Annotated in this window: 15 protein-coding genes and 2 tRNA genes; 6 read left to right on the top strand and 11 right to left on the bottom strand. The window is 55.7% G+C overall.

Annotation, left to right across the window (positions count from 1 at the left end; all coding sequences use genetic code 11):
* Together L463_RS09115 and L463_RS24305 are read right to left on the bottom strand one after the other, a co-directional pair.
* Window positions 1-1,167 (bottom strand): MFS transporter, encoded by a 1,167-nt coding sequence (locus tag L463_RS09115; protein WP_023296386.1) that lies wholly within the window; start codon window positions 1,165-1,167, stop codon window positions 1-3.
* A gap of 161 nt (window positions 1,168-1,328) precedes the next feature.
* Window positions 1,329-1,418 (bottom strand): cytochrome bd-I oxidase subunit CydH, encoded by a 90-nt coding sequence (locus L463_RS24305; protein WP_003857632.1) that lies wholly within the window; start codon window positions 1,416-1,418, stop codon window positions 1,329-1,331.
* Window positions 1,419-1,715: 297 nt separating this feature from the next.
* Between L463_RS24305 and purR the strand changes: the two genes are divergently transcribed.
* Window positions 1,716-2,741, top strand: a complete 1,026-nt coding sequence (purR, locus tag L463_RS09125) for an HTH-type transcriptional repressor PurR (protein WP_003857634.1) — start codon at window positions 1,716-1,718, stop codon at window positions 2,739-2,741.
* Window positions 2,742-2,758: 17 nt separating this feature from the next.
* On the opposite strand, the gene punR is transcribed toward purR, so the two are convergent.
* Window positions 2,759-3,670: a DNA-binding transcriptional activator PunR gene (punR, locus tag L463_RS09130; protein ID WP_003857638.1), complete on the bottom strand. Its 912-nt coding sequence runs from the start codon at window positions 3,668-3,670 to the stop codon at window positions 2,759-2,761.
* 111 nt (window positions 3,671-3,781) lie between these two features.
* Between punR and punC the strand changes: the two genes are divergently transcribed.
* Entirely contained in the window at window positions 3,782-4,981 is a 1,200-nt protein-coding gene (punC, locus tag L463_RS09135) for a purine nucleoside transporter PunC (RefSeq protein WP_023296385.1), read from the top strand.
* A 298-nt stretch (window positions 4,982-5,279) separates the two neighbouring features.
* On the top strand, window positions 5,280-6,428 hold the full coding sequence (cfa, locus tag L463_RS09140; protein WP_032103533.1) for a cyclopropane fatty acyl phospholipid synthase: 1,149 nt from the start codon (window positions 5,280-5,282) through the stop codon (window positions 6,426-6,428).
* A 31-nt stretch (window positions 6,429-6,459) separates the two neighbouring features.
* Here cfa and L463_RS09145 read toward each other — a convergent pair whose 3' ends face one another.
* Window positions 6,460-7,101 carry a riboflavin synthase gene (locus tag L463_RS09145; RefSeq protein WP_017384610.1) on the bottom strand — a complete coding sequence of 214 codons (642 nt, stop codon included), beginning with the start codon at window positions 7,099-7,101 and terminating at the stop codon, window positions 6,460-6,462.
* Window positions 7,102-7,326: 225 nt separating this feature from the next.
* Between L463_RS09145 and mdtK the strand changes: the two genes are divergently transcribed.
* From mdtK to L463_RS09160, 3 genes are all read left to right on the top strand, one after another.
* A complete protein-coding gene (gene mdtK / locus L463_RS09150; protein ID WP_017384611.1) occupies window positions 7,327-8,700 on the top strand; it encodes an MdtK family multidrug efflux MATE transporter in 1,374 nt (457 codons plus the stop codon).
* 153 nt (window positions 8,701-8,853) lie between these two features.
* A tRNA-Val gene (locus L463_RS09155) sits at window positions 8,854-8,930 on the top strand.
* A gap of 4 nt (window positions 8,931-8,934) precedes the next feature.
* Window positions 8,935-9,011: transfer RNA gene (locus L463_RS09160), tRNA-Val, on the top strand.
* A 178-nt stretch (window positions 9,012-9,189) separates the two neighbouring features.
* On the opposite strand, the gene L463_RS09165 is transcribed toward L463_RS09160, so the two are convergent.
* From L463_RS09165 to tssF, 7 genes are all read right to left on the bottom strand, one after another.
* Window positions 9,190-9,660, bottom strand: coding sequence for an Hsp20 family protein (locus L463_RS09165; protein ID WP_026080712.1), 471 nt, complete (start codon window positions 9,658-9,660; stop codon window positions 9,190-9,192).
* A gap of 171 nt (window positions 9,661-9,831) precedes the next feature.
* Entirely contained in the window at window positions 9,832-10,032 is a 201-nt protein-coding gene (gene glgS, locus L463_RS09170) for a cell surface composition regulator GlgS (protein ID WP_023296382.1), read from the bottom strand.
* Between the two features lie 356 nt (window positions 10,033-10,388).
* The gene (locus L463_RS24725; protein ID WP_072203872.1) at window positions 10,389-10,784 is read right to left on the bottom strand and encodes a YdcA family protein; all 396 of its coding nucleotides are present in this window, start codon (window positions 10,782-10,784) and stop codon (window positions 10,389-10,391) included.
* 242 nt (window positions 10,785-11,026) lie between these two features.
* A complete protein-coding gene (tssE, locus tag L463_RS09175) occupies window positions 11,027-11,470 on the bottom strand; it encodes a type VI secretion system baseplate subunit TssE (RefSeq protein ID WP_032103561.1) in 444 nt (147 codons plus the stop codon).
* The gene (tssJ, locus tag L463_RS09180) at window positions 11,470-11,994 is read right to left on the bottom strand and encodes a type VI secretion system lipoprotein TssJ (protein ID WP_172821116.1); all 525 of its coding nucleotides are present in this window, start codon (window positions 11,992-11,994) and stop codon (window positions 11,470-11,472) included. Before tssJ ends, tssE begins: the two co-directional genes overlap by 1 nt.
* Window positions 11,975-13,069 carry a type VI secretion system baseplate subunit TssG gene (gene tssG, locus L463_RS09185; RefSeq protein ID WP_072203871.1) on the bottom strand — a complete coding sequence of 365 codons (1,095 nt, stop codon included), beginning with the start codon at window positions 13,067-13,069 and terminating at the stop codon, window positions 11,975-11,977. Before tssG ends, tssJ begins: the two co-directional genes overlap by 20 nt.
* Window positions 13,024-14,787 (bottom strand): type VI secretion system baseplate subunit TssF, encoded by a 1,764-nt coding sequence (tssF, locus tag L463_RS09190; protein ID WP_032103537.1) that lies wholly within the window; start codon window positions 14,785-14,787, stop codon window positions 13,024-13,026. Before tssF ends, tssG begins: the two co-directional genes overlap by 46 nt.
* Between the last annotated feature and the right edge of the window lie 3 nt (window positions 14,788-14,790).

Here is a 14,790-nt window from a genome sequence, read left to right as displayed (position 1 = left end):
TTATTCCGCCGTACACACCGCTTCAGGCTGTTTACGACCAGACATCATCACCAGCAACAGACCGAGTGCGGCAATGATCGCCCCCATCACAGGCACAAAGCTGTAACCCAGACCGCCGGAGATCACCGCCCCACCCGCTGCGGCCCCCAGCGCATTGCCCAGGTTAAACGCACCGATATTCACGGACGAAGAGAGCCCCGGCGCTTCGTGCGCAACGCGCATTACGCGCATCTGCAACGGTGGCACCACGGCAAAGGTTGCGGCGCCCCACACCACCATGGCAATCGCGGCACCCACTTCGTTACGCGCCAGCCACGGGATCGCCACCATGATAACAATCAGCAGCGTTAAAAAACCTTTCAGCGTCCCGCTGACGGAGCGGTCGGCAAATTTCCCGCCGAGATAGTTGCCAATCGAGAACCCGACACCAATCAGCACCAGCATCGCGGTAACAAAGAGTGGCGTTGCGTGGGTAATGTCGTGCAGTACCGGGGAGATATAGGTGTAGAGCGTAAACATCGCTCCGGCCCCCAGTACCGTGGTGAGCAGCGCGGAAAGCACCTGGGGACGCATCAGCACCGCCAGCTCTTTACGTACTTCCGGACGTTCTCCCGCACTTCCTTTCGGCAGTGAGAAGAACAGCGCAACCATCGCGACCACGCCCAGTCCGGCGGTTACGAGGAAAGACATACGCCAGCCGATGGCTTCTCCCAGCCAGGTGGCAGCGGGAACGCCGCCGATATTAGCGATGGTGAGGCCCATAAACATAGTGGCTACCGCGCTGGCCTGCTTATGTTTTGGCACCACGCTGGCGGCAACAACCGAGCCCAGTCCGAAGAAGGCGCCATGATTGAGGCTGGTCAAAATGCGCGAAAGCATCAGAGTGGTGTAATCCGGCGAAATCGCGGAAAACACATTTCCGAGAGTAAAAATTGCCATCAGGAAGATCAGCGCGTTGCGGCGAGCGCGGTGCGAAAGCAGCAGCGTCATCAGCGGCGCGCCCACCATCACGCCGATCGCGTAGGCGCTAATTAACATACCGGCCGCAGGGATAGAGACGTCCACACCCCGGGCGATAACAGGCAATAACCCCATCGGGGAGAATTCAGTGGTGCCAATCCCGAAGGCGCCAATCGCCAGGGCCAGCAGGGGGAAATTGATTTTCATGAATGAACTCCGGATACCGTGCCATAACCCGACACAGAGCTAAGAAGCCAAAAGCATGACATCAATCACAAAAAATGAGAAGTTAACATTTTGGCAAAAGATTTTTGCCGGAGAGAGAACAATAGCGGCAAGGGAGGGAGAAGGTTCTCCCTCCGCCAGAATCAGTGCAGCGCAGCGGTTAAACCACCGGCAACAATCAGAGCAAGAACAACAATGGTGGTAAACAGCGAAAACTTCAGATCGGTACTCATCAATTTTTCTCCTTTTATTCACCCTACGAAAAGTGAGCTTGCTCATTTTTACACAGTTCAGGTCAAAAATCTTCCAGGATTTAAACGGATATCCACTTTACCTCTTCCCCTTTTCATCAAGATAGGACAAAATTCCACGCTAAATTTATTAGCGTACCGGCCACTGACCCCCTCCTGACGTCCTGTGTCGTTTTCCCGGCGTGTCGCAACTCATGTTTGCGTAATAAGGGTGAGAGAAGGCAAACGTTTACCTTCAATTTATTCAGGAGCTTAGGATATGGTCTGGAGTGACATTTAATGGCAACAATTAAAGACGTAGCAAAACGCGCAAACGTTTCCACTACAACCGTATCACATGTTATTAACAAAACGCGTTTCGTCGCTGAAGAGACGCGTAATGCCGTCTGGGCGGCAATCAAAGAACTGCACTACTCGCCAAGTGCGGTCGCCCGCAGCTTGAAGGTTAATCACACCAAATCGATTGGCCTGCTGGCCACCAGCAGTGAAGCGGCCTACTTTGCTGAAATCATCGAAGCCGTTGAAAAAAACTGCTTCCAGAAAGGCTATACCCTGATTCTGGGCAACGCGTGGAACAACATTGAAAAACAGCGCGCTTACCTGTCAATGATGGCGCAAAAGCGCGTCGACGGCCTGCTGGTAATGTGTTCTGAATACCCTGAGTCGGTCCTTTCCATGCTGGAAGAGTATCGCCACATTCCAATGGTGGTCATGGACTGGGGCGAAGCGCGCGCAGACTTTACCGACTCCGTTATTGATAACGCCTTTGAAGGCGGCTACATGGCGGGGCGTTATCTGGTAGAACGCGGTCATCGTGAAATTGGCGTGATCCCGGGTCCTCTTGAGCGTAACACCGGGGCTGGTCGTCTGGCCGGTTTCATGAAAGCGATGGAAGAGGCGTTGATCACCGTGCCGGAAAACTGGATTGTTCAGGGCGACTTCGAGCCGGAGTCGGGCTATCGCGCGATGCAGCAGATCGTCTCCCAGCCGCATCGCCCTACTGCGGTGTTCTGCGGCGGCGACATCATGGCGATGGGCGCGCTCTGCGCGGCGGATGAACTCGGCCTGCGCGTCCCGCAGGATATCTCGGTGATCGGCTATGACAACGTGCGCAACGCCCGCTTCTTTACCCCGGCGCTGACCACCATTCACCAGCCGAAAGATTCGCTCGGTGAAACGGCCTTCAATATGCTGCTGGACAGGATCGTCAACAAGCGTGAACAGTCCCAGTCCATTGAAGTCCACCCGCGCCTGATTGAACGACGTTCCGTTGCGGACGGTCCGTTCCGCGACTATCGTCGTTAATCTCATTACGGGGCCAGCTATGCTGGTTCCCGCAACCACTCCCGGTTCAGCGTTTCGCTGTCGCCCAGATAATCCAGCAGCCAGGCCATGGCGGGCGAGACGTCGTTTTGCTGCCAGGTCAGACAGCACGCGGCATCCGGGAAGGGGTTTTCCAGCGTCAGAGCCACCCACTCTCCCGCGTCGATGCGCGGGCGCGCAAAATGCACCGGCACCATGCCAACGCACAGCCCCGCGCTCAGACAGGTGGCCGACGACTCCCAGTCCGGCGCGACCACGCGGCGCTGATTATCCAGCAGCCAGGTAATGCGCTTGGGCAGCGAGCGGGAGGTATCTTCCAGCACCAGCGAGGGCCAGTTGCGTAAGGTGTCATCGCTCAGCGGACCTTCCAGCGCCGCCAGCGGGTGATCGCGCGCGACCACGCAGGTCCAGCTCAGCATGCCCATGTCGCGAAACGCGTAGCGCCCCCCAACCGGGATCGCCTGGGTCGCACCAATCGCCATCTCCGCCCTGCCGTCCGCCAGCGCATCCCAGACGCCGTTGAACACTTCCTGCGAAACACGCAGTTCGACGTCGGAAAAATGACGATAGAAATCGACGATCATCTGCCGGGTCCGCTCCGGCTTAACGATGTTATCCACCGCAATAGCGAGATGCCCGCGCCAGCCGTTGGCGATCTGCTGGCACTGCTCACGGGTGATCTGCATTTTTTTGATAACAGACCGCCCTTCCTTCAAAAACCACGCTCCGGCAGGCGTGAGCTCCACGTCGCGATGGCGCCGCTCGAACAGCGGGACCGCCAGCCACGCTTCCAGCTGGCGCACCGTATAGCTGATAGCCGAGGGAACGCGATGCAGCTCCTGGGCGGCACCGGTAAAGCTGCCGTTACGCGCCACGGCATCAACCACTTCAAGGGAATAATCTGACCACATCTTTAGCCTGCAAATTTTTTGAACGCACCCGCCAAATATTAGCGTTTCACAAGCCGCTTTGCACTCCCTACACTCTGCGCCAACGTACACCTGCCTCCTCAGGAGAAAAAAGTGCAACCCAGGAAAGGATTTTTAGTCTGGCTCGGCGGCTTAAGCGTGCTGGGCTTTTTGGCAACCGATATGTATCTGCCCGCGTTCGCCGCGATGCAGGAAGATTTGCAAACCCCTGCCGCCGCCATCAGCGCCAGTTTAAGTTTGTTCCTCGCTGGCTTTGCTTTTGCGCAATTGCTGTGGGGGCCGCTCTCGGATCGTTTTGGCCGTAAGCCCGTCCTGTTGTTGGGGCTGGCGATTTTTGCCGTAGGCTGTCTGGGCATGCTGTGGGTCCGCGATGCCGCCTGGCTGCTGGCGCTGCGCTTTATTCAGGCGGTCGGCGTCTGCGCCGCAGCGGTGACCTGGCAGGCGCTGGTGACCGATTACTACCCCGCCTCGCGCACTAACCGCATATTCGCCACTATTATGCCGCTGGTCGGCCTGTCGCCGGCGCTTGCCCCGTTACTGGGCAGCTGGATCCTCGCGCATTTCGACTGGCAGGCTATTTTCGCCACGCTCTTTGCTATTACGCTGGTCCTGATGCTGCCTGCTTTCGGGCTTAAACCTGCGCATAAAAAAGAGACGCATCCGGACGCAAAGCCCATCACCTTTACCTCTTTACTGCGGTCGAAAGCCTATCGCGGTAACGTGCTGATTTATGCTGCCTGCTCTGCCAGCTTCTTTGCCTGGCTGACCGGTTCGCCGTTCATTCTGCATGACATGGGCTACAGCCCGGCGGCTATCGGCCTGAGCTATGTACCACAGACCATCGCCTTCCTGGTGGGTGGCTATGGCTGTCGCGCCGCGCTGCAAAAATGGGAAGGCCAACAGATGCTGCCCTGGCTGCTGGTGCTGTATGCACTAAGCGTGATTGCGACCTGGGCTGTCGGCTTTATACCCGGCGCCGGGCTTGCAGAAATTTTGATTCCGTTCTGCGTCATGGCGATCGCTAACGGGGCTATCTACCCTATCGTTGTAGCCCAGGCGTTGCGTCCATTCCCGCAGGCGACAGGCCGCGCTGCCGCGCTGCAAAATACCCTGCAACTTGGCCTGTGCTTCCTGGCAAGTCTCGTGGTCTCGGCGTTGATTGCAACCCCGCTGCTCACCACCACCAGCGTGATGCTGGTCACCGTTGCGCTGGCGGGATTGGGCTATCGCATGCAGTCCTCAGCCCATCGCGAGCAGAGTGAAAACGCGCAGACAGAAACGTCGCACGCCTGATTGCGTGGGAAACTATGTTAAAAACCAGTGATTAGGTTGCTAACAATTTTCTGTTGAATCACCAAATTTTGCGGCCTATACTGAATTTGGTTCGATTAAATACGATAAATATTAAGTGTTAACGGGAGCCGAAGCGCTCCCGTTTTACCATGGAAGGCATTTCGGCAAGGGTTATCTCCCTTCCTCTGTTCTACGTCGGATATTAGCCTCGCGGGCATTTACCGTGAGATTTCTCACAAACCAAAAAAGCGTCTACGCTGTTTTAAGGTTCTGATCACAGCAAGGTGATGGAGAAGCTATGAGTTCATCGTGTATAGAAGAAGTCAGCGTTCCGGACGATAACTGGTCCCGGATCGTCAGTGAACTGTTGGGACGTGCGGGCATTACGATTAATGGCTCATCCCCCTCCGATCCCCAGATTAAGCATCCCGATTTTTTCAAACGCGTCTTACAGGAGGGATCGTTAGGGCTGGGTGAAAGCTATATGGACGGCTGGTGGGAGTGTGAGCGGCTGGATATGTTCTTCTCCAGCGTATTACGCGCCGGTCTAGAAAAACAGCTCCCTCGTCATTTCAAAGATACTTTACGTATCGCCTCCGCCCGCCTGTTCAATCTGCAAAGTAAAAAACGGGCGTGGATCGTCGGTAAAGAGCATTACGACCTGGGCAACGATCTGTTCAGCCGTATGCTCGATCCTTTAATGCAGTACTCCTGCGGATACTGGAAAAAAGCGACGACCCTGGAAGAGGCGCAGCAGGACAAGCTGCAACTGATCTGCGATAAATTGCAGTTACAGCCCGGTATGCGTGTGCTGGACATCGGCTGTGGCTGGGGTGGTCTTGCCTGGTTTATGGCGAAAAATTACGGCGTCAGCGTAGTCGGCGTCACGATTTCCGCTGAACAGCAGAAGATGGCGCAGGAACGCTGTCTGGGTCTGGATGTTGATATTCGGCTTCAGGACTACCGCGACCTGAACGAGCAGTTCGATCGCATTGTTTCCGTAGGTATGTTCGAGCACGTGGGGCCGAAGAACTACAAGACCTACTTCGAGGTCGCCGATCGTAACCTGAAGCCTGAGGGAATTTTCCTGCTACACACCATCGGCTCTAAACGCACCGATAACAATGTGGATCCCTGGATCAACAAATATATCTTCCCGAATGGCTGTTTACCCTCTGTTCGCCAGATTGCGAACGCCAGCGAACCGCATTTTATTGTGGAAGACTGGCATAACTTCGGCGCAGATTACGACACCACCCTGATGGCCTGGCATGAACGTTTCCAGGCTGCATGGCCTGAAATCGCCGACAACTATTCGGAACGATTCAAACGGATGTTTAGCTATTATCTGAATGCCTGTGCGGGCGCGTTCCGTGCGCGGGATATACAGCTGTGGCAGGTGGTGTTTAGTCGTGGGATTGAGCACGGTTTGCATGTGGCTCGCTGAAAAAATAACCCCGGTTAACCGGGGTTATTTTTTATTCTTCTTCCACGGTTTTTATTATCGCCGCCTCTTTCGCCGCCAGTACGCGCTCAACGGTATCCACGACCGCCTGGGTCTGGGGATCAATTTCGATATTTACGCGCTGCCCCAGTTTTTTTGCGCCAAGCGTAGTACGTTGCAGCGTTTCAGGAATTAAATGCACGCAAAAACGCGTTGGCGTCACTTCACCGACGGTCAGACTAATCCCATCGATGCCAATAAATCCTTTATAAAGGATGTATTTCATTAATGACGGATCCTGCACCTTAAACCAGATTTGACGGTTATTTTCCGAGGTCACGATTTTCGCCACTTCTGCGGTGGTCATAATATGGCCCGACATCAGATGCCCGCCAATCTCATCGCTGAATTTCGCCGCGCGTTCAACGTTAACGATATCTCCCACCACCAGCTCACCCAGGTTAGTGATACGCAGCGTCTCTTTCATTAAATCAAAGCTTATCTGGTTACCGTTAATTTCGGTCACCGTCAGGCAGCAGCCGTTATGCGCTATCGACGCCCCGGTTTCAATGCCGTCGAGCATATATTCAGGCAGCTCAACTACGTGAGTACGGAAATTCGGTTTTTCATCAATGGACACCACTTTGGCAGTGCCCTGCACAATACCAGTAAACATGCTTACAGCTCCTGTTCATTCCGAACGGCGATGACACCGTATAATCCCACCACAATAACAGTTGAAAAAACAGGTTGCCAGTGATGCGCAATTTCTGGCGATTTTTTCACTAGATAATTAGTTAAACCCCGCTACAATAGCTGGCATCCCTCTGTTTTTTCTTCTTGCTGCCAGTAACGGCGGCCTTTTTAGTCTCTCAAATAACTACAATACAAAGGTGTTCACGTGCAGAAGTATATGATCGAAGCGCGTCAGTTATTGGCACTGGCCATACCGGTGATCGTCGCGCAGGTAGCCCAAACCGCAATGGGATTTGTGGATACGGTAATGGCCGGTGGTTACAGCGCCACCGATATGGCCGCCGTGGCGATCGGAACCTCAATCTGGCTTCCGGCCATTCTTTTTGGTCACGGCCTGCTGCTGGCGCTGACGCCCGTTATCGCGCAGCTTAACGGCTCCGGTCGACGCGACCGCGTGGCCCATCAGGTGCGCCAGGGCTTCTGGCTGGCCGGGGGTGTCTCCGTCCTGATTATGATCGTCCTGTGGAACGCCGGGTATATTATTCGCGCCATGCATAATATCGACCCGGCGCTGGCGGATAAGGCGGTCGGTTATCTGCGCGCCCTGCTCTGGGGCGCGCCCGGCTATCTGTTCTTCCAGGTGGCACGTAACCAGTGTGAAGGGCTGGCAAAAACCAAGCCGGGCATGGTGATGGGCTTTATCGGCTTGCTGGTGAACATTCCCGTGAACTATATCTTCATTTACGGTCATTTTGGCATGCCGGAACTCGGCGGCGTGGGCTGCGGCGTGGCAACGGCTGCGGTGTACTGGGTGATGTTCGGCTGTATGCTCACCTACATTAAACATGCGCGATCCATGCGTGACATTCGTAACGACACCTCGTTCAGCGCACCTGACTGGACGCTCATGACCCGTCTCATTCAGCTGGGGTTACCCATTGCGCTGGCGCTGTTCTTCGAAGTGACGCTGTTTGCCGTCGTCGCCCTGCTGGTCTCGCCGTTAGGGATTATTGATGTCGCAGGACACCAGATCGCCCTGAACTTCAGCTCTTTGATGTTCGTCCTGCCGATGTCCCTGGCTGCCGCGGTGACGATTCGCGTGGGCTTCCGTCTGGGGCAAGGCTCGACGCTGGACGCGCAAACGGCAGCCCGCACCGGCCTCGGCGTCGGCGTCTGCATGGCAGTCTGTACCGCGCTCTTTACCGTGCTGTTGCGTGAGCAAATTGCCCTGCTCTATAACGACAACCCGGAGGTAGTGACCCTGGCCTCGCATCTGATGCTGCTGGCGGCCATTTATCAGATCTCTGACTCCATCCAGGTGATTGGCAGCGGCGTGCTGCGTGGGTATAAAGATACGCGTTCCATCTTCTTTATCACCTTTATCGCTTACTGGGTGCTGGGTCTGCCGTGCGGGTACATTCTGGCGCTCACGGATCTGGTGGTGGATCGCATGGGGCCAGCCGGATTCTGGATGGGCTTTATCATCGGCTTAACGTCTGCGGCCATTATGATGATGCTGCGTATGCGCTTCCTGCAACGTCAGCCGTCTGCGGTAATTTTGCAGCGCGCTGCACGTTAATAACACAGTAGCCGCCGCCTGGCGGCTACTTTCTCTTCACTTTGCGCGGTAATGAAGCAATCGCGTGAAATCAGAGAGAAAAATGCATTTTCCCTCTTGCCACCTTGGGGCTGTGCCGCTAATATTCGTCCCCGTTGTCACCGACAACACAATGCGTTCATAGCTCAGTTGGTTAGAGCACCACCTTGACATGGTGGGGGTCGTTGGTTCGAGTCCAATTGAACGCACCATTCTGCGTCTGTAGCTCAGTTGGTTAGAGCACCACCTTGACATGGTGGGGGTCGATGGTTCGAGTCCATTCAGACGCACCAATCTGTTTTCTCGCACATTTCATTCCCGTTCAGCCTCATGCAGAGGCAGCAAACCTTTTAAGCACATCGAAAGTGACCTCCAGCCCGCGCGTACCGGGAAAAGCGGAATGGCATAAGCCCCATCAGGTTAGCAAAACGCCCGGCGTTTGCCGGGCGTGAAAACAACGTCAATCAATGATTACGGCTTATGTTCAATCGCCGGGTTGTTGTTGATGGCGATGCGCTGCGGTTTCTCTTCTTCCGGGATATCCTGGTGTAATTCAATCGCCAGCAAGCCGTTTTCCAGCGAAGCGCCGGTTACTTTCACATGCTCCGGCAGACTATAGCTGGCCCGGAAGTCGCTGCGGCTGATACCCCGATGGATCCACCCTTCTTCGCCGTTTTCGGTTTTCTCTTCTTCACGTTTACCGCTGATATTCAGCTGACCGCCAACGGTTTCAATTTCCAGTTCGCTCTCTTTCCAGCCCGGCACGCTCAGCGTCAGTTCATAGCGGTTATCACCCACCCGCCGGATATTGTAAGAAGGCGTGGAGGGCAACGGCGTACTGCCGGTTAGCTGGCTAAAAAGGCGATCGATACGGTTAAAACGGTCCGCAAACAGAGAGTCGGAGAGATCGTTCAACATGGGAAAAGCTCTCAGAGTCATCATGTACCTCCTGAACAGTAAAAAAGAATATTCAAAAAGTTCATGTCTTACGGGCAGGTATTCCTTACCCGCTTTCTATATGAGGTTACCGCACAATATTTCAACCTCAGGAGCTGCAAAATGTAGCTGGAACCTAAAAAACGCAACGGGCCGTTAAGCCCGTTATTCGTTACATCATCGCAGTTCTATCACTCTCGCCCGCTCAGCCTGCTTTCGGTAGTGGTCATATCGCTCCCGGAACCATGCCTGCTGTTCATAACTCATATTGCCGGTCACGGCATCGATATCAACTGGCTGGCCCAGGGCGTACATACGGGCAAAACTGCGTGCCAGAAAATCAAAATTCTTTAATGCGTTTATATCTTGTCGCTTCATTAGCATATCCCTCCAGTCATTGTGATTACTGTTCAAGGTCATATGCTTTTCTGATCTCAGTATCCGCCTGAAAAAGATCGTTTTTTGAGCGATGCGTGCGCATCCATCTGCCAGTGTTCACATTTCAGGAACGACAAAACTCTTCAGCCCTGGTCATGATTTTCCCTCCCTTTTATCACTCATGCAGAAAGCATAAACGCCAGCCATGCAGTAAGTTCGCCATGTAGCCGGAAGGTGCGAACGGCATGCTTTAATGCCAGACGCGGTTACAGGTCGTCCAGCGCGTGCAGGTGGGTTACCACCTGCACGCGTCTTATCAGTTCGAATAACAGACAAAGAACGTTTACACTGGCGGATTAATACTGATTTCCTGAACAAATGGGTAAATGGGTGAATCCGGGCTTGTTGGCCATATAGAGAGGGGCGCATGTAGGTTGCCGCGGTTGTGTATCGAACTGCGCATTGTTTTCTACAACACGCTGCTCCTGGCCTTTCACGGCTATTCTCTTTTTCGTCTGCGCTTTCCTGGCGGAGGGGGAGGGTTTTACCTGCGGGGGCGGTTCGGAGGCACCATAACCTGAACAGAATCGCTTCGACTGGCTCAAACTTCCGTCATTGCAGACAAAACGACCATCCGATGTACAGTGTGCTATGCCACCTTTTGAGCCCGAGCAGGGCTGTCTACCACGGGCGGCATCAGCCTGCATGTTAAAAAGTACACTGACCGTAAGAAGGAGAATTCTCATTTTCATATCTGTATCCATGATTGACGTCATCATGCTCAGGGTATATCCCCTCAGCCATTAACCTTTTCGCCAGATAAAATGCAATGACTCGCGGCGAAGAAATCAACTATTAATATTTCAGTACCCGCTACAGCATAAGTGCTACAATAAACCCTTGAAAAGTAAATCTTTAATGTGCCTTTTCTGATCAGGGTAAAATAAATGTCTGGTCGTTCATGTTGTCATAACTGTTTTAACCTGAGTAATGACTAGATGGCGGCTCGTGCATCGAGGTATTGCTGTTGTTTCAGATGACGGATTAATACCCTGCCCTCGGGCATAAATTCTGTGCCGTAGCGCACCAGCCCCACCCCCTTCAGCTCCGCGTCAATGGCGTAGCGGAGTTCACCGGGCTGAATCTGTTCCTGCATCACCACGTTAATCCGGCTCAGGCGCGGCTCGTATTTCAGCAACACGGCCGACAGTGTGGTAATCAGCTGGTGGGCTGTCCCGGGCATTCCCTGGAGGATTTTTGTCATATCCGGCAGGCCGTAGTCCGGCAGGTGGGCCAGCGTACCGGCGCGGCAGTTGAGGATGCGCTGCATGTTATCGAGTACTGATAAAATCAGCTGGTTCTCCTCACTGACGCTGTGCAGGTCAAGCCCGCCGGCGAAGTTACCGTACAGCATGTCATACAGAGACGGACGCGGCATCATTCCCCCTCCAGCGGTTTCAGCGTCAGACGATTATTACTGACTTCGATAACCCGCGCCTTATCCGGGTCAAGGTCGTCACGGGTCAGGGTAATACGCCAGGTATCGTTTACCTGGTCCGGTGCCATAAACATCCCCGCCACCGCCACAACCTGCGCGCTCTCTTCCATCGGCATATCCAGGGTCACCGATTCGCCAGGGCGCAGGCGGATATCCTTTTCCGCCACAAGATCGGCTTTAATGGCCTGACTGTCACTGGCGAACAGCGACGGATAGTCAGTACTGTCAAACGCCTTACGCTCTTTAAGCTGGTAAATTCGCACCACCGTTGCCAGCGATGCCCCCTTCGCGTTGTTGTTCACCCCTTCGCGCGCCTGAATATCCAGGTGAAGGGTTTTCACCTCTCTGTAAAAAATGGACTTCGTGACGGCGACGGTGCCGTCCGTCACTTTCTGCGTCAGGCCGCAGCCGGTTAACAGGGTCGCCAGAGAGAGTGCCAGCGCTTTACCAGCGGTAATCGCCATCTTCATCGTTCTTCCTTCGCTGAATGTTTTCCCGGACGCTCTGAAAGCGTCCAAGGTGAATGGTGATAATGTCGTTTCTGTTCTGTTGCGCATTTAGGGGACGCAGCACCGCCGTGCGCCCGACCTGCGCGGTCTGTTCCGCATTGCAGGACAGCCGCGCATCCGGCAGTAAATGCCGGGCAACGCATAACTGCATACGTACATCCAGGTGCGCGCCCAGCCACACGTGCAGCAGCGCCATCAGGTCGGCGTGCAGGTCGCCGCCCGGCAGCCAGCCCCGGACCTCTTCCGGGTTGTCCGTGCTCAGGCGCAACAGCACCTGGCCGTTCACATCCGTGGCATGCGTGCCCATCACCGGACGGTGCTTCAGGCTGACCGGCTGGCATGTACTCATCGCAACCGGCTGCTTCAGCGGGATACGGCAGCGGTCGTGGTGATACACCGTTGCGCGGGTATCCGGCGCCAGCATCCGCACCAGCGCCCCCATTCCCTCCGCCGTCCGTCCCGGCAGCATCATCACCGGCAGCAGCGCCAGAAAACGCGACAGCGGCGTACCAGCGGTCTTCGCGCAGCCGGTTATCCCCAGCCCCGCCAGGCCCAGCAGGTATTGTGATGTGTTGTCAGCGCCGCCGGCCTGAAAGGTGGCCGGGTACGAATACTTACGCCAGATGCGGTAATACTGGGTAATCAGCCGGTGACTGAAAATATCCAGAAAATCCTGCGTCGCGTCGTGCCCTTCCCGTCGCTGAGCGATATCGTCGGTGTAGTGGGTCGGCAGCGGCGACTCCACGCCGTACAGCCCCATAAAGGTGACACGCACCGACGGCGGCAGATGCGGATGTTCCGGGTCTTCTGTACTGTGGATTTCACCGGCCGGAAACCCCATCCCCGGATGCGGGCGAAAACGCACCGGCTCCTGCCGCACCCGCCAGTCGCTGCCGGGCACCGGCATCTCCGGCTGGCTCTGTTCCAGCAACTGGCAGAAGCGGTAAAAATTCATGTACGGCAACTGGTGCCGTACCTGCGCCATCAGCCGGGCAGGCGCGGACTGTGATTCTCTTTCCACCGGATATATTTTCCTTCTGGCTGAACAATGAGCGTGAGCTGGTTAAACTGGTTCATATCGGCATACAGGGCGAAAAAGCGGTTGAGCAGTTCGCCAAACAGGTGGATATCGCCTTCTCCGGTAAATCCATTGCTGTCGAGCGTCACCTCCACGTCCAGCCCGCGCAGCAAAAAACCGTCCTCAAAGCGCTGAATGCGGTGGTGCCTGACATCCAGGATGGCATCGAGGCGACGGTTGTTCAGTTCGTCGTCCCGCCAGTTATAGAGCGAGAGCGTGCCGCGCAGCACCTCAGCGCTGCTCATCATATTGAGAAACCGGGAGCCCAGATGGCTCATCACCCGCCAGTGGAAACGATCCTCCGCAGGCGGGTATGCGGGCAGCGTCGGCTTGCAGAGATTACGCACGGTGAGGGGCGTGTCATAGACCTGTTCACAGCGGTCCAGCAGCGTGCTCTGCAACGCCCGGCGCGGTAACTGGCCGTTGGTGCCAGTGATGCGCAGCGAGACCGTTTCCCGCTCCAGCATCCGGTCAGCTTCCCACTGCTGGCCGCCCAGTATCAGCCAGGTATCGTGCATCCCGGTGACGCCCCGCTTCACGCGGGTGTGGTAATACCGTTCCGGCGCGTGACGACGCATCATGCCGCCCTGATGGCGAAAACTTGTGAACGGCACATAGTGCGCTTCGCCGGTGCGCCCGGAGCCGTTGACGCTGTCCACCGAGTAAATCTCGGTATGCCCGTCCTGAAGACGTTTCGGGCGCAGCAGGTATTCACTCTCCAGCCCGCTAATGGTCAGCGGGTCAGCTTCCAGGGTGAACAGGTTAATTACCGGCACGCAGTGCAGGCGCAGGCTGCTGTCTGTTACCGGTAAATCGCTCTGCCATACCTGGCTGAACACCACCTCGATATCGAAGTACGCCGTACCCGCCGGGAGCGTGATATTTTCCAGCCCGTTAAGATGGACGAACATAAACTTTTCGCGGAAGGTGAAATACTCCAGCAGCAACTGATAACCGCTGAAGGCGCTGTCGCCCTTTGGCCACAGCCGATCTTCCTCAGCAAAACCGCCCGGGGAGAAATAACCGTCCAGTGCGATCCGCTCCGTCTGCCCGGGCAGGCGAATGTACAGCGCCGCCTGACGTTTTGTCAGCCAGAGGTGCAGGCTGCTGCCCGTCACCCTATCTTCACCCAGGTACAGCGGCAGATGCCGGAGGTCAGTCTGCGGCCAGTCCGCCTGCGTACTACAGGCAAAACGCACCCGCAGGAGCGAACGCCCGTCAGGCTCCGTGGTCATAATGACCTTTTCCACCGCGAGCGGATTCAGCGTCAGATCCCGGGTGGTGCGGTAGCGGCAGACAGTGTTTTTAGGACCGACCGGGCGCGAGCTAATTTCCAGCCCGGCGGACAACGTTTCCGCCATTTTCATCGCCGGCACATCCGGCGACAGCACCACCACCGACAGGGACGGGATGGTACGCAGGTAGTGCGGCCACAGCATGCTCACCAGACTTTCGGTCAACTCCGGCAGATCATCATCTATCTTTTCGCGCAGACGTCCCATGGAGAAGGCGAAGCCCTCAAACAGCCGTTCAACATACGGGTCAGGTGTGCCGGCTTTGTCGAGATCGAGCATTGCCGCCCGGTCGGGGTGGGTCTGCGCGAACTCTTTCGCCGCCTCGCGCAGGTAACGCATTTCAGCGTCAAAATAACGCAGGGTTAAATCTTCCATTTA

This window comes from Enterobacter sp. BIDMC 27, assembly GCF_000534415.1.
Lineage (GTDB): Bacteria > Pseudomonadota > Gammaproteobacteria > Enterobacterales > Enterobacteriaceae > Enterobacter > Enterobacter hormaechei_C.
This window is presented reverse-complemented; position numbering and strand designations above follow the sequence as displayed.

Bases quoted from the DNA above. Each gene is read 5' to 3' on its own strand.
- L463_RS09115 (WP_023296386.1), bottom strand. From the start codon at position 1,167: ATGAAAATCAATTTCCCCCTGCTGGCCCTGGCGATTGGCGCCTTCGGG.
- L463_RS24305 (WP_003857632.1), bottom strand. From the start codon at position 1,418: ATGAGTACCGATCTGAAGTTTTCGCTGTTTACCACCATTGTTGTTCTT.
- purR (WP_003857634.1), top strand. From the start codon at position 1,716: ATGGCAACAATTAAAGACGTAGCAAAACGCGCAAACGTTTCCACTACA.
- punR (WP_003857638.1), bottom strand. From the start codon at position 3,670: ATGTGGTCAGATTATTCCCTTGAAGTGGTTGATGCCGTGGCGCGTAAC.
- cfa (WP_032103533.1), top strand. From the start codon at position 5,280: ATGAGTTCATCGTGTATAGAAGAAGTCAGCGTTCCGGACGATAACTGG.
- L463_RS09145 (WP_017384610.1), bottom strand. From the start codon at position 7,101: ATGTTTACTGGTATTGTGCAGGGCACTGCCAAAGTGGTGTCCATTGAT.
- L463_RS09165 (WP_026080712.1), bottom strand. From the start codon at position 9,660: ATGATGACTCTGAGAGCTTTTCCCATGTTGAACGATCTCTCCGACTCT.
- glgS (WP_023296382.1), bottom strand. From the start codon at position 10,032: ATGAAGCGACAAGATATAAACGCATTAAAGAATTTTGATTTTCTGGCA.
- L463_RS24725 (WP_072203872.1), bottom strand. From the start codon at position 10,784: ATGAAAATGAGAATTCTCCTTCTTACGGTCAGTGTACTTTTTAACATG.
- tssE (WP_032103561.1), bottom strand. From the start codon at position 11,470: ATGCCGCGTCCGTCTCTGTATGACATGCTGTACGGTAACTTCGCCGGC.
- tssJ (WP_172821116.1), bottom strand. From the start codon at position 11,994: ATGGCGATTACCGCTGGTAAAGCGCTGGCACTCTCTCTGGCGACCCTG.
- tssF (WP_032103537.1), bottom strand. From the start codon at position 14,787: ATGGAAGATTTAACCCTGCGTTATTTTGACGCTGAAATGCGTTACCTG.